Annotated in this window: 14 protein-coding genes and 1 pseudogene; 12 read left to right on the forward strand and 3 right to left on the reverse strand. The window is 41.0% G+C overall.

The window, feature by feature from the left end:
• Positions 1-7: 7 nt before the first annotated feature.
• The 3 genes and pseudogenes from G7B20_RS02265 to msrA form a co-directional block, all read right to left on the reverse strand.
• The gene (locus tag G7B20_RS02265) at positions 8-3280 is read right to left on the reverse strand and encodes a SusC/RagA family TonB-linked outer membrane protein (protein WP_164108401.1); all 3273 of its coding nucleotides are present in this window, start codon (positions 3278-3280) and stop codon (positions 8-10) included.
• 409 nt (positions 3281-3689) lie between these two features.
• Positions 3690-4178, reverse strand: coding sequence for a peptide-methionine (R)-S-oxide reductase MsrB (msrB, locus tag G7B20_RS19715; protein WP_205600165.1), 489 nt, complete (start codon positions 4176-4178; stop codon positions 3690-3692).
• Between the two features lie 24 nt (positions 4179-4202).
• Positions 4203-4778 (reverse strand): annotated as a pseudogene (gene msrA / locus G7B20_RS19720) (peptide-methionine (S)-S-oxide reductase MsrA); the annotation flags it as partial.
• Between the two features lie 381 nt (positions 4779-5159).
• Between msrA and G7B20_RS02275 the strand changes: the two are divergent.
• From G7B20_RS02275 to G7B20_RS02330, 12 genes are all read left to right on the forward strand, one after another.
• A complete protein-coding gene (locus G7B20_RS02275; RefSeq protein ID WP_240452759.1) occupies positions 5160-6605 on the forward strand; it encodes a sulfatase family protein in 1446 nt (481 codons plus the stop codon).
• 661 nt (positions 6606-7266) lie between these two features.
• Complete coding sequence (locus G7B20_RS02280) at positions 7267-8715, forward strand: sulfatase (RefSeq protein WP_164108404.1); 1449 nt, start codon at positions 7267-7269, stop codon at positions 8713-8715.
• Positions 8716-8834: 119 nt separating this feature from the next.
• A complete protein-coding gene (locus G7B20_RS02285; protein ID WP_240452758.1) occupies positions 8835-9635 on the forward strand; it encodes an alpha/beta hydrolase in 801 nt (266 codons plus the stop codon).
• A 143-nt stretch (positions 9636-9778) separates the two neighbouring features.
• Positions 9779-11161: a TrkH family potassium uptake protein gene (locus G7B20_RS02290; RefSeq protein ID WP_164108405.1), complete on the forward strand. Its 1383-nt coding sequence runs from the start codon at positions 9779-9781 to the stop codon at positions 11159-11161.
• Positions 11162-11165: 4 nt separating this feature from the next.
• Complete coding sequence (locus G7B20_RS02295; RefSeq protein WP_164108406.1) at positions 11166-11843, forward strand: potassium channel family protein; 678 nt, start codon at positions 11166-11168, stop codon at positions 11841-11843.
• A gap of 139 nt (positions 11844-11982) precedes the next feature.
• The gene (locus G7B20_RS02300; RefSeq protein WP_164108407.1) at positions 11983-13434 is read left to right on the forward strand and encodes a sulfatase-like hydrolase/transferase; all 1452 of its coding nucleotides are present in this window, start codon (positions 11983-11985) and stop codon (positions 13432-13434) included.
• Positions 13435-13508: 74 nt separating this feature from the next.
• Positions 13509-15026 carry a sulfatase family protein gene (locus G7B20_RS02305; RefSeq protein ID WP_205600156.1) on the forward strand — a complete coding sequence of 506 codons (1518 nt, stop codon included), beginning with the start codon at positions 13509-13511 and terminating at the stop codon, positions 15024-15026.
• A gap of 207 nt (positions 15027-15233) precedes the next feature.
• Complete coding sequence (locus tag G7B20_RS02310) at positions 15234-15623, forward strand: DUF1398 domain-containing protein (RefSeq protein WP_164108408.1); 390 nt, start codon at positions 15234-15236, stop codon at positions 15621-15623.
• 1371 nt (positions 15624-16994) lie between these two features.
• Complete coding sequence (locus G7B20_RS02315; RefSeq protein WP_205600155.1) at positions 16995-17987, forward strand: helix-turn-helix transcriptional regulator; 993 nt, start codon at positions 16995-16997, stop codon at positions 17985-17987.
• Positions 17988-18322: 335 nt separating this feature from the next.
• Entirely contained in the window at positions 18323-19411 is a 1089-nt protein-coding gene (locus tag G7B20_RS02320; RefSeq protein WP_164108409.1) for a hypothetical protein, read from the forward strand.
• Positions 19412-19500: 89 nt separating this feature from the next.
• Positions 19501-22572, forward strand: coding sequence for a beta strand repeat-containing protein (locus G7B20_RS02325; protein WP_164108410.1), 3072 nt, complete (start codon positions 19501-19503; stop codon positions 22570-22572).
• 93 nt (positions 22573-22665) lie between these two features.
• Entirely contained in the window at positions 22666-24213 is a 1548-nt protein-coding gene (locus G7B20_RS02330) for a gliding motility-associated C-terminal domain-containing protein (RefSeq protein WP_164108411.1), read from the forward strand.
• The last annotated feature ends 18 nt before the right edge of the window (positions 24214-24231 follow it).

Genomic DNA, 24231 nt, shown 5'->3' on the forward strand with positions numbered 1-24231 from the left:
TTTTTTATTAAAACCCTAAATTCAATCCTAATAAGTACTGACGCGATTGAGGGTATACCCCTAGGTCTACGCCAATGGCTGGGTAATCGCTCGGTGTTGCGGTCACTTCGGGATCGAACCCATCGTATTTGGTAATGGTAAATAAGTTGGTGACTCCGGCATAGATGCGTAATTTTCCTAGATTGCTGTTCTGTCCAAATAACGTTTTGACGGGCAGTGTATACCCGATCTGGAAGTTCTTCATTTTTAAGAAACTACCGTCTTTAACATAATAGCTCGATGTTGCAGATTCGTACTCCGATGGTTTATTCGTTAAAGAAGGCATACTAGAGTTGGGGTTTTCAGGGCTCCAAGCATTAAGTAGTCGAGTGCTGCGTGCTCCATTAAAAGTGCCGAAATCAGTAAAATAAGCAGTCGCGTCAAAGACATCATTGCCTTGAGAACCATAGAAAAACAGCGCTAGATCCCATTTTTTATAAGCCGCATTTACGGATAGAGAATAGATAAAGTCAGGATGTGGGTTGCCGATGATGGTACGATCGGCTGCATTGATTACGTTGTCTCCATTTCGATCAACATATTTCAAGCCTCCGGGGCGGGCTTTCTCATCGGCGTAATTAGGAGAGTTCGCGACATCGGTGGCATCTTTGTATACCCCTGCTACCTGATAACCGTAGAATGCACCAAAGACCTCTCCAGGTTTTAGGATGGTTGTCTCAAGGGCTCTGAACTTACCGTAGTTTTGTTGAGACACAGATGGTGCTAATGCAACGACTTCATTTATATTCTTACTAAAGGTACCTGTCAGATCTAAGGTAAAATCTTTTTGCTGTCTATGTCCATAATGGTATCCAAGAGAAAGCTCGACACCATGATTGCGCATGTCCCCGATGTTAATATAAGGAGAAGTGGCACGTCCAACTGCTGTGGCTGGTTGAGGTACCCTAAAAAGCATATCTTGCGTCTTTTTGTCGTAGTAATCGAAGGTACCGTCGATATCACCGTTTAATAGGGTAAAGTCTAATCCGATGTTAAAGGCGTTGACCTGCTCCCATTTGACATCTTCGTTGGCATAATGGCTCTGCCATAGCCCGCTCTGTACTTTGCCTCCTATGGGATAGGAAGAATGAGTAATAGAACTCGCATAGCGGGCTATGTAATTGTTGGCAGGTATGCGTTGATTGCCTGTCACTCCATACCCCGCTCGTATTTTTAGATCTTCAAGCCATGAAACAGATTGCATAAACTGCTCGGACGAAATACGCCACGCCCCGCTGATACCCGGGAATGTGCCGTATTTGTTGTTGGGGCCAAAATTGGATGAACCATCTCTCCGTACCGTGGCACTTAGGATATAGCGATCATCGAAGCTATAATCAACCTTCCCGAAAATAGAAAACAAAGAGCCTACAGATCCGGTACCTGTATTACCAAAGGCTTCAGTACCTGCATTCAGATAGAAATAATCCAAGCTCTCTAAGGTGAAAAAACTATTTCTACTACCTGAGATGTCTCTGCTGTTACTGTTTATCGCTTCTGTACCGGCGAGGATGTTTAAACTGTGTTTATCAAACCTCTTGTTGTAGGTTAAGGTATTGGTCCAGGTCCATTCCGTGTTGTAGCCTTGGCTCTCACTCATTGAGTTATTGGAGTATGAACCTTCTGAAAACTCAGGATTAGGATAGGTGATAGATATACCTCCCCAGTTTTCGTAGCGCAAACCAAAGCTTGTTCTCCCTGTAAGGCCTTTGATGATGTCGACCTCGCCAAAGGCATTGCCAAAGAAGAAATTACTTTTGTTGACGTTGTCTTTGCCTCTATAGGCTTCGGCTACGGGGTTCCGGGCATTACCAAGGTCTTTACCTTTACTACCGGCAAAGTTGCCACCTTCGTCATAGACTGGTATAATGGGTTGTGCGCGAAGAGCCCATCCGACGATACTGGCATCTCCCATGTATCCTCCTGCTGCGTTGGGATTTACACCCATACCTACCCCTTTGGTAAAGCTGTATTGCATGTTCTGACCAAAACGCAACTTATTGTCAAAAGCTTTGAATTGGGTGTTGCTACGTACATTGAACCGTTCAAACTGAGAGTGGATAATAGTTCCTTTTTGATTGAGATACCCTCCCGACATGGCGTAGGTCGCATTATCTCCTCCTCCTGTGGCCGATAGCTGATAGCTTTGTGTCGGTGCGGATCTGGAGACTTCGCGGAGCCAGTCTGTTCCTTCTTTATTGGCTTTGGTTATCTGATAAAAACTGGACTGGTCCCGAGAATAATTGTAAAGCGACATGTCTACATCAGCGGGAGTGATGTCGTGTGATGTTTTGGCTCCGGCAAGTAGGTAATCCGGCAATTGTAGGTTGGTACCATGAATCTTATTGTTCATATCGTAAACCTGCTGCGGTGTCATCATTTTTGGATAACGGCTATATTGTGGGGTTTGGATACCGCCATATACATCGAGGTTGATCTGTGGTTTTCCGGAACTTCCTTTTTTAGTGGTGATGATGACTACACCATTATTGGCGCGTGATCCGTATATAGACGCGGCAGAGGCATCTTTAAGTACCTGCATGGTCTCGATATCATTGGGATTGAACCAGCTTAATTTTCCCTCGTAAGGCACACCGTCTATAACATAAAGTGGCTCATTATTGTTGATCGTACTATAGCCCCTGATTTTGATCTGCGGAGTCGAGCCTGGAGCACCGTCATTGACAATCTGTACACCAGCGGCTTTACCTTGCAGGGCTTCCACCGCTGTGGCAGTAGGCTGGGCTTTGAGCTGTGCTACATCGACAATAGCGACAGAACCAGTGAGGTCCTTCTTACGTTGGGTGCCGTAGCCCGTTACAACGACTTCTTCCAAGCTGCTGGCATCAGATACCAGCTCGATCTGTAAGCTGCCTGTGCCGGTAGGAACAGCCCTTCTTGCGGTTTCGTAACCAATGTAACTGATCTCAATTAAGTCATTTGGAGCGGCTTTGAGTTGGAATGTACCTTGATCGTTGGTCGAGGTTGCAATAGACTTGCCGACAACTTTAATGGTTACTCCGGCCAGCGGGGCCTTCGTAGCACTGTCTTTGACGGTTCCTTCGATCTCATTTTCTTGGAAGATAAGGTGTACATTCATAACTAGGTCTGTAGAAAGTGCAGGGACTGCTAGTAGCGGATTACCGATGAGAAGCAGTGCGCCGGACATCAGGAGGCTTCGCCGTAATGTCTTCTGGACTGCAACAACACGAACAGTTTTAGTTTTTGGTTGTTCAATCATAATTGTGTTTTGATGTTTATAAGTACTCGATTACAATGATCTAGATCACATGCATTAGTTGTTCATAAAATTAAGATGTAGAGATAGGTCTCAGTGGTAAAACATTCTCGCTGAGTAAATGTTTTGGTTTTCTGAAAATTTATTTGAAAATAGTGGTAATTATAAAGTTGTTTTGTTAACTTATTGCTGACTAGTGGGTTACTTTTTGTTTTTGTTTCATGGTTTTTTTACGCTTAGCATGCCAACAAAAGGTAAAGGGAGAATTGGAGGAAAGGATGAAAGAGATCAGCACCTATGGCCTGCAGATCGATATTAAGCCGATGTAGGAGGGTGATTGAAGGCTTGGGCGAGGTTAAGGGGGATGATTTAAGAACAATGCCCGGCATATTTGATGCCGGGCATTGTTCTTTTATTTCTTTTCCAAGAGTGGTAGGTACTTTTCGTAACCCTCTGCTTTCATTTTTTCTTTGGGTACAAACTTGAGTGAAGCGCTGTTGATGCAGTAACGTAATCCTCCCTTGTCTGCTGGACCGTCATTGAATACGTGACCAAGATGGGCATCACCAGTTTTACTCCGCACCTCTGTACGGCGCATACCGTGGGAGTTGTCCGACACCTCTTCAATAAGACTATTGCTGATCGGCTTGGAAAAAGCTGGCCATCCGCAACCGGAATCAAATTTATCGGTCGAGATGAATAAAGGTTCTCCCGTAGTTACGTCTACATAAATGCCTTCCCTGAATTCGTTGTCATATTCATTGTTAAAAGGACGTTCGGTCGCATTATTTTGCGTTACCTCATACTGCAGCGGAGTAAGTGTCTTTTTCAATGTCTCTTTGTCCGCTTTCTTGTAGGTTGCCGCTGGAGCTGGATTGGCTTTGCGAGCCAGTTCAAACATTGCCGGTCCTATGTGGCAGTACCCGCCAGGATTTTTATCAAGGTATTTTTGGTGATAGGTCTCTGCATCGTAATAGTTTTTTAAGGGTTCTGCTTCAACGACAATCTCGGTGCTGTATTGCTTCTTTAATTCGGCAAGTAGTTTCTCAATAACAGGTATATCCGCAGTATTGGTATAATAGATTCCAGTACGGTACTGCGTACCTATGTCATTACCTTGCTTATTAAGCGTGGTAGGATCGATGGTCTTAAAGAATAAGTCGATCAATAGTTTTAGATCAATTACCTCTGGGTCATAGCTCACCTTGACGGTTTCCGCAAATCCAGTATTGCCGGTGCAGACCTCTTTATAGGATGGGTTTTCAGTGTTTCCATTGGCATAGCCAACTTCAGTCGCAGTGACGCCGCGTACCTGCTTGAAGAAATGCTCGGTGCCCCAAAAGCACCCCCCTGCAAAATAAATAACCTGATTGTGCGTATTTGTAGTATCCATAGTATTTGGGTTTGACGATTTTAAATCCGATGTCTTCTGCGAAAAGCCGATTTTACTGAGTAAAAAAATGCTGACCGCAAGGGCCGTGAGTGCTAATAGCTGTTTCATATACTAAGTAATTATTTATGAGCGTTTATCAATCTTTCGGTTGTGTACAATAGCTCCACTTCCTAGTAATGTACAAAGATAATGCCTTGATGCGTGTTTTCCGCTTAAAAATGTTGATGAAGGGGCAGGATAAACTCTTTTTACAATAGTACGACTAACAGCAGCGCTTATGGCTATCAGATTTTTTTAATTAATACCGTTTTCTTATTATCTATCCGGTCTTGTTGAGCGTACTTTTTGCGTTACACAATCGATTGATTTACTGTGGTTGTAAAATAAAATCAATAAAATATTTTATTTTTAGAACTACTATACTTGATTTGTAACGTAATTATGAACAGACATTTTTTTTCAATTAGCGTGTTTATTCGGACTGTGTTTATGTTGATACTAGCATCTTCAAACAGTTTATTGGCACAAGTACAAAAAGATCGACCCAATGTAATTATGATCTATGTCGATGATCTTGGTTACGGAGATCTTAGTTGCTATGGGGCCAAAGCCGTACATACTCCGAATATCGATGCATTGGCAGCAAATGGTTTACGGTTTACGCGAGGCCATACCACATCGGCTACGTGTACACCCTCTCGATTTGCCCTGATGACAGGTGAATATCCTTGGAGAAAACCAGGGCGTAATATTCTACCAGGGGACGCGGCACTTATTGTACCTGTTGATAAGATTACGTTGCCGAAGGTTTTTAAGAACGCAGGTTATAAAACTGCTATCGTTGGAAAGTGGCATCTAGGTCTTGGCGACAAAGTGGATAAAGATTGGAATCAATCCATCAAACCAGGGCCTAATGAGGTGGGGTTCGATTATTCTTTCATCTTTCCGGCTACTGCAGATCGTGTTCCCACGGTATTTATGGAAAATCATGAGGTTATCGGATTGGATAGCTATGATCCTATAGAGGTGAGTTACAAAGGTAAAATTGGAAACGAGCCTACTGGAAAAGAAAACCCTGAGCTCCTCAAGTTACAGTCTTCTGTGGGGCATAATCATACTATCGTAAATGGGATCGGACGTATCGGTTATATGTCCGGAGGGAGACAATCTCGATGGACAGATGAAGAATTGGGTGCAGCTTTTTTGAAAAAGGCCCAGGATTTTATCAACGAAAATTCAAATGATCCTTTCTTTTTATATTTTGCGCTGCACAATATTCATGTACCTAGAATGCCTGCTACAATTTTTAAAGGATTAAGTCCACTAGGATATAGAGGAGACGCTATCCTGGAGTTGGATTGGTTGGTTGGACAGATCACAAAACAGCTTAAGGAACTTGGCTTAGCTAATAATACGATGATCATATTCAGTAGCGATAATGGCGCAGTGCTGGACGACGGTTATGCCGACAGAGCGGTCGAGTTAAATGGTAAGCACCGACCGAATGGTGTGCTTCGTGGCTGGAAGACTGATGCCTACGAAGGGGGGACTCGTGTTCCTTTTATTATCAGCTGGCCGAAAGGTATCAAACGCGGCGTTTCCGATGCCTTGGTCTGTCAGATAGATTTTTTATCTAGCTTTGCCAGTCTGTTCAATCAGCAATTGCCAAAAGGAGAAGCCTCCGATAGTGAAAATATGTTGAATGTATTTTTAGGCAAGTCTACTACAGGTCGCGAAGTATTGGTACAGGAAGGGTATAGTAATCTAGCTATTGTTAAAGGTGATTGGAAATATATTCCGGCGCATCGAAAAAAGGGAGAGGAGTTATATAATTTAGCAAAAGATATCTCCGAACAGCATAATCTGATTGATAGATATCCAGATAAGCGTAAAGAATTGGAATCTTTGTTGATACAAGAACAAAACAGGCGTTAAATAAAGCGATTTTGTGTACTTAGTTGCTTAACATGAACAGATCTGCTTTATTTTTTTTGATTTTGTTGATCAGACTAGAAATGGGATTGACCCAAAATAGCGATGCCCCAAATATTATTTGTTTTTGGCAGATGATATGGGTTGGCAGGATAGGCTAGGGGGACCTCATAGACACAATTTGTCGTTGAACAGTGGAAAATTCTGCTTATGAAAGAGGGGTGCGTGTACCTATGGTTATTTCTTGTCTCGGTCGGGTGCAAGCAAATACACAATCCGACCAACGGAAAGAATTATTTTTTGTGGTTGTAAAATACTGTTCCAATAGTAAGGTACGTGCTCTCAATTCGGAGCATTGGCCCTGAACACTTCGAGTGACGGCATAAAAAGGGAAGGCCGAAGAGTATGCTGTCATAACCTTACGTAGTATTACTATCGAAGGAAGAGGAACATTCGAATTAACACGATTAGAAAGGCCATTTATTGTATTTGACGAGGATGGAGAAACCTTATGGCCACTATGGCTATCTAGGATACTGCAAAAGATAAATCAAAAATTGCCCGTGCTCAAAACAATAGTTTTTGTTTGGATTTTGCCTTGACAGAACATGCGGAAAATCAGTGATGTTATCCAGATAAATAATATATTTACAAACGATTTAAGATGAGGATATTAGCATTTTCTTTTTTAGTCTTTAGTTTTTTTATTACGATTACTGTTTTTGGTCAAAAGAACGGTAGTAAACCCAATGTGCTATTTATTATTGCCGATGATCTAAATGTCTCGGCATTAGGTGCGTATGGCAATAAGGTGATGAATACTCCCGCAATCGATCAGTTAGCAAGGGAGGGGATTGTTTTTAATAGAGCCTATTCCCAGTTTCCGGTCTGTGGTCCCTCGCGTGCTTCATTGATGTTTGGGTATTACCCCTCCGCAACTGAAACCTACGGTTATGTCAGCGGAAGAGAACAGGTCGGCTCTGATCGCTTTTCGATGACGCAGTGGTTTAAACATCATGGGTACTATACGGCGCGTGTAGGCAAGATTTTTCATATGGGAGTTCCTATTGATATCGAAAAGGGAACGGATGGAGAAGATGATCCAGATTCCTGGACGGAACGATTTAACTCCCAAGGGCCAGAATGGCTATCGGAAGGGAAGGCAGAGTTGGTACAGAATAACCCAGATGGAACTATTGAGCGAAAAGGTGGCAATGTAATGACAATTGTTAGGGCTGCAGGAGATGATTTGGTACAGGCAGATGGTAAGACCGCTCAAAAAGCGATTGAATTAATCAGAGAACATAGGAACAAACCTTTTTTTATCGCAGTAGGTTTTGTAAGGCCGCATGTACCATTTGTAGCACCGGAGAAATATTTTGCCGATTATCCTTGGGAACAGATTGTCCCGCCAGCCATAGTGGATAATGATTGGGCAGACATTCCTAAAGCCGGAATTAATTATGTGACCACTCAAAATGCACAAATGGACGTGACACAAAAGAAGAAGGCCATAGCGGGATATTACGCTTCAGTGTCTTTTGTTGATAATCAGGTCGGCAAGATTATGGACGCCTTAAAAAAGGAAGGATTAGAAAAGAATACGATTGTAGTTTTCGTATCGGATCACGGTTTTCATCTCGGCGAGCATGATTATTGGATGAAGGTTAGCCTTTTGGAAGAGTCTGTACAGATTCCGATGATTATTAAAGCTCCGAAGACTTCCCCAGGAAAGACTGAATCGTTTGCCGAGCTGGTAGACATGTATCCGACGCTTTCGGAATTGGCGGGATTGCCGATACCGGGTAATATTCAAGGGAAGAGTTTGAGCCCTGTATTGAAGAATCCTAGACGCTCTGTAAAAGATGCGGTTTTTTCGGTTTCAAAAAATGGAAAGTCCTATCTGTTTAGAAATGATAGATGGGCTTATATACAGTATGGCGAACAAGGAGAATCTGGGATAGAACTATACGATATGTACCAAGATCCGAGACAATTTACGAATCTGGCAATACAACCTGGGTACGAAAAAGTCTTGATGGATCTTCGTACTCAATTGAAAGCCAAGTTGGCAGAAGTACGAAATAATGATTTAGGAAAAGATTATAGGTAGTTGTAATCTAAAAGATATTAATTGTATTTTTCGCAATTACATCAAAATAACTTGTTACAGATAAGCAGACTTGTAATTACTTTATAGGCTTTTACTGTTTTTAAATTAAGCCATTTTTTATGATGAAAGAAATTCTTATTGTATTTTTCCTGCTTTCTTCTATTGTTTCCTATGGACAGGGGATATCATATCGCATTGAAAAGGATGTTAGGTATACTAATGGACAAACAGATTATGAAGTGGAAAAATGTAGACTCGATTTTTATTATCCTGAAAATAAAGAAGATTTTACTACGCTAATATGGTTTCATGGAGGAGGGTTGACTGGAGGTGGAAAGCAGTTGCCGGATTATTTATTGAACAAAGGCATTGCCATCATTGGGGCAGGCTATAGACTCGCACCTAAAGTAGATGTGGTAGACATTCTTGAAGACGCCGCCGATGTCGTGAAATGGGCATTTGAAAATGTGGAAAAAGTGGGCGGCAATAAAAGTAAAATTGTTGTAGGAGGAATATCTGCGGGAGCATATCTTTCGCTTATGATTGGTTTAGATAAAAATATACTCGCAGGGAGAGGGATTTCTGCGGATAGTTTGTTGGGGGTGGTGTCGTTTAGTGGGCAGACTATAACACATTTTACCGCAAGAAAGCAAGCTGGAATTAACGGGCTTCAGCCAGTAATAGATAAGTTGGCTCCTTTGTATTGGGTAAGAAAAGACGCCCCCAAAGTACTTCTTATTACCGGAGATCGAGAGTTGGAGTTAATGGGTAGGTACGAAGAAAATGCTTATTTATATCGTATGTTAAAGTTAGTCGGACATACTAACGTAAGCATTTTTGAATTGGACGGCTATGGACATGATATGGAATACCCAGCATATCCAATATTGTTGAAGAAAATCGAGGAATGGAGTAAGTGACCAATATTCAAGCTGAAACTCCCCAGCAGCAAAGGCTCGTAGTCAATCAATTTTAGGAGCCTATTCTTAAATTTATCTGGACGATAACTTTAATCCATTCATAAAAAGAGTTTGTTTTTATACTTTTGTTATTAAATTAGCACGTGATTCGAAAACGTCTATTTAATCCCGCGCAATTATTTATTTCCAGCTTTCTGGCGCTCATTCTTTTTGGAACTATATTGTTGAAGCTTCCTGTTGCACTAGAGAAGCCCCTATCCTGGCTAGATGCTTTATTTACGGCCACTAGTGCGGTGTGTGTCACAGGGTTGGTCGTGGTTGATACCTCTACTCACTTTACGATATGGGGACATGCTTTCATTATGCTACTTATCCAGGCTGGGGGTATTGGTATCTTGTCATTTGCCGGATTGTTCGCGTATTTTCTTAAAGGTGGAAGTAGTTATGAGAACCAATTGGCTATACGTGACTTCTCGAATACCGAGCGTCTGGGAGAAGTTTTTGTTCTCTTGAAACGAACTATATTGATCACATTTGGTATAGAGCTAGTGGGTGCCGCCACTATTTTCTGGAGCTTGAGGGACGTAAGTAATATGGGAATCCTGGAGAAAGCTTTCACGTCTTTATTCCATGCGGTTTCTTCTTTCTGTAATGCAGGATTTTCTACGCTGCCCTTGGGCTTGATGGATAGTGCCGTGGTTCACAATTATGGTTTTCAACTGGCTGTAGCCTGCATTTATATTTTTGGCGGACTAGGATTTCCCATTGTTATAAACATGCTTAAATACTTCAAGCATGTGGTGAATAGATTATTAAAAAAATGGACTTTGAACGAAAATTACTACCGTCCTTGGATCATGACGATCAATAGTAAGATCAACCTGATTACTACGGGATTGATTACGGCTATTGCGACTCTTGTATTGTATGTTAATGAATACGGGCATGTACTAGCTGGACATGACGGGATCGGTAAGTGGGTAATAGCCTTTGCTACAGCTACTACACCGAGGACCGCAGGGTTTAACAGTATTGATTTTTCGCAGCTTCATTTTTCTAGTATTCTTTTTGTTATGCTGCTGATGTGGATCGGTGCTTCTCCAAATTCTACAGGAGGAGGAATCAAGACCAGTACATTTGCAGTAGCTGTACTTAATGTTTGGAGTTTGGCTCGAGGCAAAAATAGAACCGATGTCTTTCGTCGAGAGATAGCTGCGATTTCTATACAGCGGGCTTTTGCAACCATGTTCTTGTCTTTGATGGTCATCGGATTGGCCGTGTTTGGTATTTCTTTTTTTGAACAGGACAGACCGCTGCTAGATATTGCTTTTGAATGCTTTTCGGCTTACAGTACGGTTGGATTATCGCTAAATGTTACAGCAGGCCTAATGACGGGCAGCAAGATAATTTTAGTTCTGCTCATGTTTGTTGGGCGAGTAACGATGCTTTCCGTATTGATAGCATTTGTAAAAAAAGTAAATTATGTACAGTACAAATATGCTCCAGAAGAGTTAACAATATATTAAGAATATGAAGTTTATAGTCATAGGTTTAGGGAATTTCGGAGCATCGCTCGCCGAGAAACTAACCCTTCAGGGTAATGAAGTAATAGGGGTAGACCGTCGTCTTGAAAAAGTAACTGCACTTAAAGAGAAGATAACACATACCGTATGTTTAGATGCTACCGATGAGGTGGCGTTCTACTCTTTGCCACACAAAAATACAGATGTGTTTGTCGTAGCAATAGGGGAAGATGAAGGGGCGAATATTATGGTTACGGCATTATGTAAAGAAGCTAACGTCAAAAGGTTGATAAGTAGGGCTGTAAATCGGCTACATGAAAAGGTGTTGGGTGCTTTGGGAGTATCCGAAATCGCCCATCCGGAAGAAGAATCGGCGGAACGATGGTCAAAACGGTTGTGTATGTCGGGGCTTGTAGATTCATTTGAGTTGAATAGCAACTACTCCATTGTGGAGGCTGTAGTGCCCGAAAAATATGTCGGAAAAACAATACAAGAAATTGGATTCCGCGAACGATATGAACTGCTTGTATTGACTATTTTGAAAAGTACGGAGAAAGAAACAACATTTGGTAAAAGTGTTGTAACTACTGTTTTGCATGGTATACCAAAACCAGATACAAAGTTAGAACAAGGAGATATTTTAGCTATTTATGGTTATAACGATCACATAAAAACATTTTTATAAAGCATTTTCTTCCGATTTTAAAAATAGTTTTCTATTTCACGGACCCCAATCATTCCGTTAGATATACTTTTTTCAGTTTCGGGAAATAGAAAATCTTCTTTAATTTTAAGGCAATCAATTGCTTACTTATCAAAAAGACATGAACATACTTTATATCAAAAGCTTTTTAGTTACGTTGTTGTTTTTAATTCACCTCATCAGTACATCGTTGATGGCACAACATAAAAATGTACTTATAATTTATAGCGATGATCAAAGTTATAATACGATCAGAGCATTAGGAAATAATGAAATACATACGCCCAATCTGGATAAATTAGTCAGGCAAGGTACAAGTTTTCGCCAGGCTCATGTGATGGGAGGACACCATGGGGCCATATGTATGCCCAGTCGTATTATGATGCTAACCGGTAGGTATCTCAACAGGCTGCCAGATGATGGTGCAGTAGTGCCTGATAGTATTGTGGGATTGCCCGAAGCTTTGCGCCAGCGAGGTTATACCACTTTTCACTGTGGCAAATGGCATAGCGACAAAACGTCGCATCATCGTTTTTTTAGTGCAGGAAGTGAGCTGTTTTTTGGAGGTATGCATTTTGAAGAAAGTGGAGGACAGTTTCATCCTTACGTATACGATTACAATAGGGAAGGCAAATACCCTAAAGATGCTGGTCGTAAAAGCGATACCTATAGTACAGAATTGTATGCGAATGCTGCGATCCGTTTTTTGGAAAGTAAAACTGCGCATGAGAAGCCTTTTCTATGCTATGTAGCCTTTACTTCTCCCCATGATCCTCGCACACCGCCTCCGGCTTTCAAGGGGATGCATATTGCTACGGAAATAACATTGCCACCAAACTTTTTACCAGTACATCCATTTGATAATGGCGAATTAAAGGTGCGTGACGAATTGTTACTGCCACATCCGCGTACGGAAGAGGCAGTCAAGGAGCAAATTGCGCTTTATTATGATATGATCAGCGAGATGGACGCACAGGTGGGGCGGATTCTTGACGCGTTAGATAAAGCTGGATTAAGAAATAATACGCTTATAGTTTTTGCGGGTGATAATGGTTTGGCTGTAGGACAGCATGGGCTCTTGGGCAAGCAGAATCTGTATGAGCATAGTATTCGTGTCCCCCTTATATTCTCTGGCCCAGGTGTGCCAAAAAATAAAGTGTCTAATGCGTTTAGCTATCTCAGTGATATCACGCCGACAGTATACGATTGGTTGGGAGCTGTACAGCCTGCGACTGTGGAAGCAAAAAGCTTAATGCCAATCTTCAAAAATCCAAAATCTCACATACGTAAAAATATTTATAACATTTATGGTCATTGGAGCAGAAGTGTGAAAACTCCGGAAGGGTATAAGCTGATTGCCTACAACGTGAATGGTAAGAGTCGTGTTCAGCTTTTTGATTTGAAGAAAGATCCTTGGGAAATGAATGATTTGGCGAATAGACCGGAAGAACAGAATCGTGTCCGACAATTGTGGAATTTGCTGAAAGAGGAGATGCAAATTGCCCATGATGATCTTGATATCGATAAGTCTAACTGGGGCAGAAAACCTGGTCAGAAATCTTTTGGTAGTTAGTTTTTGTTGCAGAGGTTATTGTACGTATATATAACCCCAAAGCCCAATCGAGTTATCTGAATAACGAATACACCATGAATAAAATCGTCAATTATATCGTAGTTTTACTTTTAGTCATACTGGGCAAAATCGATGTGTCAATGGCTCAGCGTGAGGATTTTCCTAATATTATCTACATCCTGGTAGATGACTTAGGGTATGGGGATATTAGTAGTTTTAACAATAGATCTAAAATACAGACACCTTTTATAGACAAGTTGGCTAGCGAAGGAATGCGATTTACCGATGCTCACAGCAATTCCTCATTATGCACTCCAAGTCGATACGGTATCTTGACGGGTAGGTATGCTTGGCGGTCTAAGCTTCAGAACGGTGTATTGTGGAGCTATGATAAGCCGTTGATAGAGGAATCACGACCTACGGTAGCTTCGTTGTTAAAAAGAAACGGTTACCATACAGCCTGTATTGGGAAATGGCATCTTGGACTTGAATGGAAGAGAGATCAAGCAGATGAAGTTCTCCTTACCGAGCCTATCACCGGAGGTCCATTGGAAAAAGGGTTTGATTATTTTTATGGAATATCTGCTTCATTGGATATTCCGCCTTATGTATATATCCGTAACGATAGAGTTACGACAAAATTGATCGATACGATTGCTAAAAATGAGGGAAAAGGTTTCTGGAGAGCAGGACCTATCGGTGACGATTTTAAGCATGAAGAAGTTTTGGACAGATTGGCTGATGAAGCGGAGAGTTATATTCGGGAACGAAGTAGCTCGGCGCGTCCATTTTTCTTATACCTATCGTTAACCTCACCACATACACCTATATTGCCCAGTGCAGACTTTATTGGTAAAAGCGGGTTGAACGCTTACGGAGATTTTGTATTGATGACCGACGCTATAGTCGGTAGGATTATGGTGCTGCTGGGTGAACTCAATATTGATAAAAATACACTTATTGTCTTCACAAGTGATAACGGATTTGCTCCTGCCGCAGATTTGGAAGAAGCCTTACGTTTGGGGCATCAGCCCAGTGGCATATACCGTGGTACTAAGTCCGATATTTATGAAGGCGGGCATCGGGTTCCGTTTATAATGAATTGGCCGGCGCAGATCGCTGCGGGGAGTGTGAGCGACAAAATGGTGAGCCACACGGATTTTATGAGTACCTGTGCAGATATAATGGGGGTAAAGTTGCAAGACAATGAAGCCGTGGACAGCTATAGTATACTGCCTTTGATGAAGCCTGATGTGGGGAAGCACTATTTGAGAGATCATGTCATCCTACATTCCGGAGATGGTGTTTTTGCGATTCGTAAAGGGGAGTGGAAGCTTATTTTCGGAGCCGGTTCAGGAGGGTGGAGTTATCCGACAGCGAAGGACTTAGAAGGTGTAAAGTTGCCTGATTTACAGCTTTATAACATGTGTATAGACCCGTCGGAAACAAAGAATTTGGTCGATAGCCATCCAAAAACCGTAGCAGTACTTACAGAATTATTAAGACAGTATATTACCGATGGACGAAGCACAGAGGGCACGAAGGAAAAAAACGAGGCGGACGTAAATGTGGTTTATAAGCCTAAAGGTTAGGTAGTGCAATTACTGAAACTAGTCTTGTTTAAATTGACCTGAGGTGATAATTCCAGACCTATACAATCTGTAGTCAATGTCGTGATGAGCGGAAATTTAGCAGGAGCTATGATTAATCATCAATTGACAATAGAAACATTTTAGCTGTTTTGGTATTAGAATTGTGCATACTTCAACAAATCGGTTAACAACTAAAATTATATCAGAGTGTTTACAGTAGAACAAATCGAAGCAGCCCATAGTAAGGTGAAATCAGGTGCTGAGTTTCCTGTTTACGTTAAAGAAATCAAGACAATAGGTGTTACACATTACGAAGCCTATGTTTCGGACGGTCATATCAATTATTACGGTGCCGATAATTACATGGCACAGGTACCTGCAGCCTATGAAGCGTTATCTATTGCTGACACCGCCAATAGTGAAGAATTCAAAAACGTGCTGGTGGCTCATCAGAAAGGCAAAACCGATTTCATTACCTTCATTAAAATGTGTGCGGATTGTGGCATTGAAAAATGGACAATCTGTATGGACAAAATGACCTGTACCTATTACGGCAAGACAGGAAGCAAAATTCTGATCGAACAGATTACTCGCTAGTCACAGTAATCTACAGGAGTCTGTCTAAAAAGGTCTCAAAAAAAGAGAACCCCGTCGTTAATTGAAAAAACGGCAATTGTTGTAAGTTTGTAGCTTTCAATAACGATGTCACTCATAGTTGAAAGCCGCTTTTCTATTCACCCCATAGAACAAATAAATAGTGACGACCAACTGAGTTCTGTCCAAGACCTGACTTTGTTCGGTCTTGACTCTACCAAAACCCGGTGAATCCCCGATGAGTCCCCGATCACCATCGGGGACTCATCGGGGATTCACCAGAAGTTCATCGGGGAAAAGTGGTATTTGATCAGGTCTTGGTAGTTGCCAAGGAGGGTCTTTCTCTGCTTATTCGTTGCTTTTTGGTTGCTTTTCATTTGGTCTACAACTAAGGAACAACCGAAGAACAGGCATGCGAATAGCGGGCCAAGTGCCTACAATGCTCAGAGAAAGGACTACGGATAGATAATGCTTCTGTAAGCTGTGACGATCCATCTGACCGGAGAGTCGCTGCTGCTTCGTACGGGCCGTATTCGCCACTCGTTCAGTAAATGTCTATCGATTCTCTGTCTATTCCCGATCTATTCTCTATGTATTCCTTAGGGAAAAGGTAGAGAATCATAAGGCAGAAGATACAAAAGTTACGAAGCTGTTGCGAAGCAGTTCCGAACAAGGTATGGATAAGCAACGGGTAAAACACAGATCAAATAAGGATTCGGCACATAGCAGGATGACCTGTATTGTCATTGGATCTACTTTGTATTTGTTCAAAAAATAACCGCTCGCGGTGCTATAAGGGGAATTAGAGATAGCGAAAAGCTACGCGAAATGGGTATTTTGTTTTATCAAAGTAAATGGGATAAACTTATTTAATGGTTTCCTGTATCTTATTCTTTATAAATCTCTTCCGTAGATGCTAATGTGTGGGGATTTATTATCAATAGATTACACCAAGATCTAAACCACGGAAAAATTGGAGGCAAGTAACTGTAAAAATTAAGAAGAGTAATAAGCTTGATTACCAGTATTTAATTACTTGGGTATATTACAAAGGGTATATTTTGCTTGCATTTAAATTAGACGGTCTATATTACCATGGAGTAGTGTTTTTAAATGTGTCTACGTGTTATAACACGTAGTTTTTTAGTTTGTTGTGTTCAGTCAATTTATTGAATTTGTTCTGTTTAATTCTTATTTTTGCAAAAATTGCACCAAGCTAATTTTAGGATCTTTAATAAGTTAACATAGATCTGTGTTTCTGGGAAAGCCATTTTCACGAAATACACCAAGCTACCAAAGTATATTGAGTTGTCTGTCAGAGGATTGACTTGACGTATTGAAAAACAAAATATATAATTCATAAAAAGTGAAATTATGGGAATTCGGAGGTTTTGGAGAGCTATTTCAAATCGAAATATAGCAAGGGATGTCGACAAATTAACTGCAATTGATTACAAGATATTGAATCAATATACGGTACTTGTTTCAGGAGTTTTCTTAATTGACGCCTTTAGGGACTTATATTTTGGGAATACGATAGATTTTTTCGTTCTTTTTGTATTAGGTATTGGTCTTCTGTTATGGTTTTTGTTTGTCCCCATAAAAGTTCGTGCACTTCCTGTTTTACTATATATTATATTTATAGTTTGTATTCTTTTAGTTTTTTATTTCTCCTGTCGGGCGGGTTTCAATAGTGGGTTGACTGCATATTATTGGGGGCTATTATTTATGACTTTATACACTTTTGGGGAACGGAAGTTGATTTTGTATTGTGTGTCAATATTTGTTTTAGTTTTTGTTCTGTTCTATATAGGTCACCATTACGACTTCGCATTATTTAACATGAATGATACACCGGTTTCTGAAAAATTAAGGAAGAATCATCGATTGGTCACTTTTATTCAGATACTGGTTCTTCTAGGTTTTTACGGGTATTTTGTTAATCAAAAAAATAGAATGACGGTAAGGCTGTACGAAGAAGCGATAAAGAGTAAGAATATTATTTCTGATCTCAATCGAAGGTTGGAATCTAGCGGATGCAAATCCCAGATTGAAGATGTCGTAAAGCTTGCTATGGAAGATGATATTGCTTTTGTTCCAAAGTTTAAGTTAGTGTTTCCTGATTTCTACACAAATCTTCTCCAGATTAATCCCAATATGACTACAGATGAATTCAAAACTTGCTCTTTGCTGAAATTAGGGTTCACTACTAAAGATATCGCGGAATACTGTAATCTTGCTGTTCGCTCAGTACAAACTAAGAAAAATAGATTGCGGAAGTCTTTTGATATTCCTTCTGATGAAGATTTGTACTGCTGGATAGAGAAAATAGAAACCTGCAAACCTACTGTCGAAGCCCCATTTTGATAGAATGAGTTTATGTGATAAATAAATAGGACTAGTATCAAAACGGTATTGTCCTTGCTGCACATGGTGTATCGATCAATATCACTAATACCTTTTTTGATCAATTTGTATCTTTAATATTAATTACTTTAATGTTTAATCAATTGATTTTTGCCGGTGATTATCTGCTGATGTATCTATGTAGTATTTATATGTAGTACCTAAGATGTACCCGTATTTTAACAACTAATTCTAAGACTTTTCATTTTTGTGAAATTAACAGTTGAAGCGATTTAAACATCGTTATTTGATTGTGGTAAATTATTAACACATCGATGGTTGAAATTAGTTAAAATATGAAAAAGGCAATTATTACATTAGGAATAATTTTGTATTCTACGTTTATTTTTGGGCAGGTATCTATTGGTGCTTCCGAACCAGAGGCATCAGCGATTCTAGACTTGAACATAAATGCACTGAGTAGTAAAAAAGGTTTCCTGGGACCAAGGGTGGGTTTATCTTCTAACACGGATATAATAACAATTCCAAATCCAGCTGTTGGGCTTATGATATTTAATACGGGAACTGGAGCACTAAAAGCAACAGGATATATGTATTGGAGTGGTACTGAGTGGAAGTTGTTCAGTAGTATAAGCACAGTTAACCCGATAATAGGTGAGCTACGTTGTTCAGAAGCGAAGCTCTCTCCAGAAAGTTATGTGAAAGATGTACCATATTCTGGTACAATGACTATTCCGTATAGCGGAGGAAATGGCGGAGCTTATCCCGCAGGTGCGCCAATTGCTTCTACTGGGGTCACTGGACTCACAGCAACGCTACAGGAAGGGGTCTTATCGCATGGTAATGGTTATATCACTTATTCGGTTACAGGGACTCCTAATGGGTCGACACCAGAGAAAGCTACTTTTGCTGTCCCTTCGATGTTTGGAGTTTCAAGTTGTTCGGCGTCAGTTGGAGGTAAAGTACTCGCTATTGGAGAGGCTATTACTTCCATCTATTCCATACCTGTTTCTGTCGGTAGTGTGGGGTCATTCATTTTGGGAGATTATGTAACGGCAAATGGACTTGCTCCATTACCCACTATAGATGGGTTAGAGATTAATTTGGCAGGCGTCAATACGGGTTATTATGACCCTCGGATATATAATCGTCTGACCTCAGTACAGTTGGTTAGTTATCAGACGTTTGCTACACAGGTCCTTGAGAATGAAACCAATTTGAATATCTCGCTTAATCCCGGAAGCTATCTCCAGGTTGACGCGAATAATGTAGTTCTTTGGACGACTAATCTCGCTGAAGTAGAAACAACGAATTTGCAGGTGCAGATCGATATGAATACCTATAGATGGTATGAGTTTAAATGGTGGTGTATGAGGGTGGTAAATGATTTTAAAGTTTTTTTAAGCGTTAAACGGGTTGCGTAAATAGGAACTATGCTTAGTTAATAAGGAATTTATAGCTCTTAGATTTTGAACCTTTTATCAGATTCTATCGAGTAAAAATATATGGAATTATGAAAATAAAATATTTTGGTTTAGCAATCATTTTGACCTTAATGGTTTCTGTTTCTACTGCTCAACAAAAGCTTTCTGATGGCACTGACGGGGGAGGAATTGCGGTCAATGCTGATGCAATTTTGGATCTAGCTAGTAAGAATAAGGGGCTGCTGCACACACGGGTAGCTTTGGAATCCTCTTCAAGTGAACGTCCTCTAACAGCACATGTGGCTGGAATGATGGTGTATAATACAGCCAAGAGAAATGATGTAGTGCCGGGAATCTATTATAACAATGGTGTTCGTTGGGTTTTAGCTTCAGCGGGAACGGCAACATCGATAACCTATGACCCGATAACTTTTGAGATCTCATTTATCGATCAAAATGGAATCCCTATAACAATCGATTTTAAAGGGATCGTCAAGGGGAATGAGACAGTGACGACGTTTACCTCTCTAGGAGAAGGCAAATATAAATACACCTCGGAAGACAGTACGGTCACTGTCATCAATGTACCTGCCGATATTATCCAGAACTTCGAGGATATCCTTAACAATACGGATGTTACGAACCAGATCACGGAGCTGATCAAGGAGATCGGCGGCAATGTTTACTATGACGGTACGACATTGACCTATCTTGACGATTCAGGGGTTAGCCAGACAATGGATATCTCGACGATCGTCAAGGGGAATGAGACAGTGACGACGTTTACCTCTCTGGGAGAAGGCAAATATAAATACACCTCGGAAGACAGTACGGTCACTGTCATCAATGTACCTGCCGATATTATCCAGAACTTCGAGGATATCCTTAACAATACGGATGTTACGAACCAGATCACGGAGCTGATCAAGGAGATCGGCGGCAATGTTTACTATGACGGTACGACATTGACCTATCTTGACGATTCAGGGGTTAGCCAGACAATGGATATCTCGACGATCGTCAAGGGGAATGAGACAGTGACGACGTTTACCTCTCTGGGAGAAGGCAAATATAAATACACCTCGGAAGACAGTACGGTCACTGTCATCAATGTACCTGCCGATATTATCCAGAACTTCGAGGATATCCTTAACAATACGGATGTTACGAACCAGATCACGGAGCTGATCAAGGAGATCGGCGGCAATGTTTACTATGACGGTACGACATTGACCTATCTTGACGATTCAGGGGTTAGCCAGACAATGGATATCTCGACGATCGTCAAGGGGAATGAGACAGTGACGACGTTTACCTCTCTGGGAGAAGGCAAATATAAATACACCTCGGAAGACAGTACGGTCACTGTCATCAATGTTGTAGGCGATGTTACCGGCAATGCAGGTGATATCTTTTCCAACACGGATGTGGTGAACGAGATCAAGAACCTTATCAGTGGTAACGAGACGCTGACCAGTATTGTTTACGATGCTACAGCGAAGACCCTTACCTACAAGGATGAGGACAGTACGGCTACGGTCCTGAACCTGGTTGATTTGGTGGGTGATGCAGAGACAGTGACGACGTTTACCTCTCTGGGAGAAGGCAAATATAAATACACCTCGGAAGACAGTACGGTCACTGTCATCAATGTTGTAGGCGATGTTACCGGCAATGCAGGTGATATCTTTTCCAACACGGATGTGGTGAACGAGATCAAGAACCTTATCAGTGGTAACGAGACGCTGACCAGTATTGTTTACGATGCTACAGCGAAGACCCTTACCTACAAGGATGAGGACGGTACGGCTACGGTCCTGAACCTGGTTGATAATGATAAGCAAACAATAACCGACTTTTCGATTACAGAAAATACTTTGTCTATTACACTAGAGAACGGGAATACTAAAACTGTTGACTTGTCGGTTCTTTCTGAAAAAACAGTTTTGGCAGCGGGAGTAAATGCAACGTTAACCGGAACAGGAATAGCAACTTCTCCTTATGTTGTTGATGTGGCTACAGCAAATGGCGAAACATTAGGTGTGGTAAAACAGGCGGCAACAAACCCTTCTGTAACAGTTGTAGGCGGTGTATTGGGTGTGAACCAATCAAATGTTTCAGTTTCAGGTGAGGTGACAGGATCATTGAATAGCACCATCATTGCCGATAATGTAATTGATGCGGACAACCTTAAGTTGAAAGCTGTACCAGCAAGCAAGCTAGACGGAACGGGAGCTAAAGCAGGACATGTTGCCACAGTTAACATTGATGGAACTGTAAGCTACAAAGAGATAAACCCCTCGGCAATATCAGGTAGAAAGAATATCTCTTCAACAGATGGAATTAGATTGACAGGGACGACCACAGGATCGGTTTTGGAAGATATTGCTATAGGAATTGATGATGGAGGGATTGGTCCAGGTAAGATTACTCCTGGTATAAATGGGCAGATTTTGACTGTAGATGCTACAAGTAAAGTCGTCTGGAAAAGTAAAGCAGATCTGGATGTCATCACTGGTGTTAGCAATACCTCTATTAATAATAATTTGACGACTTCAGTTAATGGTACTACAGGAACGGCTGTAAATATTATTAATAGCAATAAACTGGAACTGAATGGTGGACATCAACTTTACAGTACGGTTAATGGGGTGGCTACATCGCCGGCAGTTGATTTGTCTTCATATTATAATACGGATCAACAGCAAGTTTTGGATTTGAGTATGACTTTGAATAAACCCGGAGAGATTTCTTTGACACTTGAAAATGGCGGCGGTGAAAAGTCAGTTAGTTTGATCTCTACAGATGCCAAAAACCAGATCGTTGCTGGGACTGATGGTAAGCTCCATGTATCGACGGACTTGATCAACTATAGCACAACCGAACAGGCCACAGGTAGAAAATGGATCGGAGATGTTACCGTATATGAACGTACGCTAGAAGTAATCTTAAACGAAGCAAGCACTTTTATTACATTGCCTTCAGCGAATAGACCAACGAAGATAATTGGTGTGCGTTTCATCAATAGATCGAATAATGCAATAAGTAGTGGAATTATGAATTATGACTCAGGGACAGGTAAAATTATTTTTGGATCGGGTTTAATGGCAGTCACTCAGCAAGCTGGAACCTATGATTTAATTTTGGAGTATACCAGATAGTTTTTGTCGGACCTCGAGCTTACTCGTTTGAGCGATTGAATACAAGCAGATCAAGAAAAGTTTTTAGCGGAAGGCAATGATTAATAACGAAACATGAAGAATTGGCTAATTATATTATTAAGTACTCTATTTAGCGGATCTTCGCTAATTGCACAGAGTCGGTCCGGATCTTTTGAAACAAGCAACGGGATGGAGTACATAAGTGCAGGGAATTACAAAATTGTATACGCCGAGACTTTATATTTGGGGCCAGCGGCAGACTGGAAGATTGATGGAGAAGTCCATATTTATAGCCGGAATGTGTGGGTTGATCAGAATGCAAAGATCACCGGAGCAGGTACTATTTACGTTCATAGCCCAACTACCAACCCCTATTATGAGAAGTTGAAAGCTTCTGCAACTGAAATAGATGCAAATAATGGAAATTTCATCGGGGTAAATATTGTGCTGACCAATCCTCTTGGAATTAAATTAACTAACATCGTCGCTCCGAGTTATGGAGGAGGAGTTTCTAACCAAGGAGCTCTTTCTGCAGCATTAAAAATTGGAAAATCTATTGATTTTCGGGTTGACGGAGCAAGTATTTATCTGAATGGAAACAATCTGGAACTTTCGGAGACCGGTGAATTGTTGAACTATGGACCAGAGCGTATGGTGGTGACCGGTAATGTTATTACAGGACACATGATTCGCGGCTATAGTACAATAAAGGAATTGTTTTTTCCTGTAGGGGTTGAACAAGGGGACTATACTCCAGCACGATTGATACCACAGACCTGGAATTCACGTGTTCATGTATCGGTAAACAATTATTTAGCTTCAGGGATACAAATACGGGATGAAACGTTGGGTATGGATCGGATCTGGAATGTTTTTGCGGATAAAAATATGAAAATGAATTATACATTGAGCCATAATATGCAGACCAACGGGGTGGCTTATGTAGATGCCGATGCGCGGATTGTCCAGAATGCGGATGGAGGGAATTGGATAGGAGATGTAACTGTAATTGAGGAAGAAGGAGTAAATACACGGAATGATATAGAGACAATGTCCGAAAATACGCTTACAGGAACTTGGTTTACAAAATTCTCTTTGGAAGGGCCTACGGCCAACGATGATAGGGTTACTATGTCGTACGGATATGACGTAAAGATTGACGTTCTGGCAAATGATGAAGCAGGATCTAGCGCTATTATTCGTAGCCAGGTGAAAGTTGTGTATTATCCTCATAATGGGCAGGTTATGGTCGGTATTGATGGTGTTGTGACATATGTTCCTAACAATAGATTTGTAGGGGAGGATACTTTTGAGTATGAAATTGTCGACATAAATGGGAAGCGGGACAGTGCTCGTGTGACGGTTCAGATTATGCCAAGAGAGCTTTTAATACCTAATGTGCTGACGCCCAATGAAGATGGTAGTCATGATCGATTTATTATTCAAGGAACGGAAGCTTATGATCAAATAGAACTTACTGTAATAAATCGTTGGGGCAATGAAGTCTATCATAATGAAGACTATAAAGATGAATGGGATGGAAGTGGTTTGAATGAAGGTACCTACTATCCGATTATTAAGGCAAGAAGAGACGGAAAGGTACGGGTGTTTAAAACTCATGTTCTTCTCAAACGTCACTAGGGTAAATTATTATATAGG

The organism is Sphingobacterium sp. xlx-96 (assembly GCF_011007365.1).
Taxonomy (GTDB): domain Bacteria; phylum Bacteroidota; class Bacteroidia; order Sphingobacteriales; family Sphingobacteriaceae; genus Sphingobacterium; species Sphingobacterium luzhongxinii.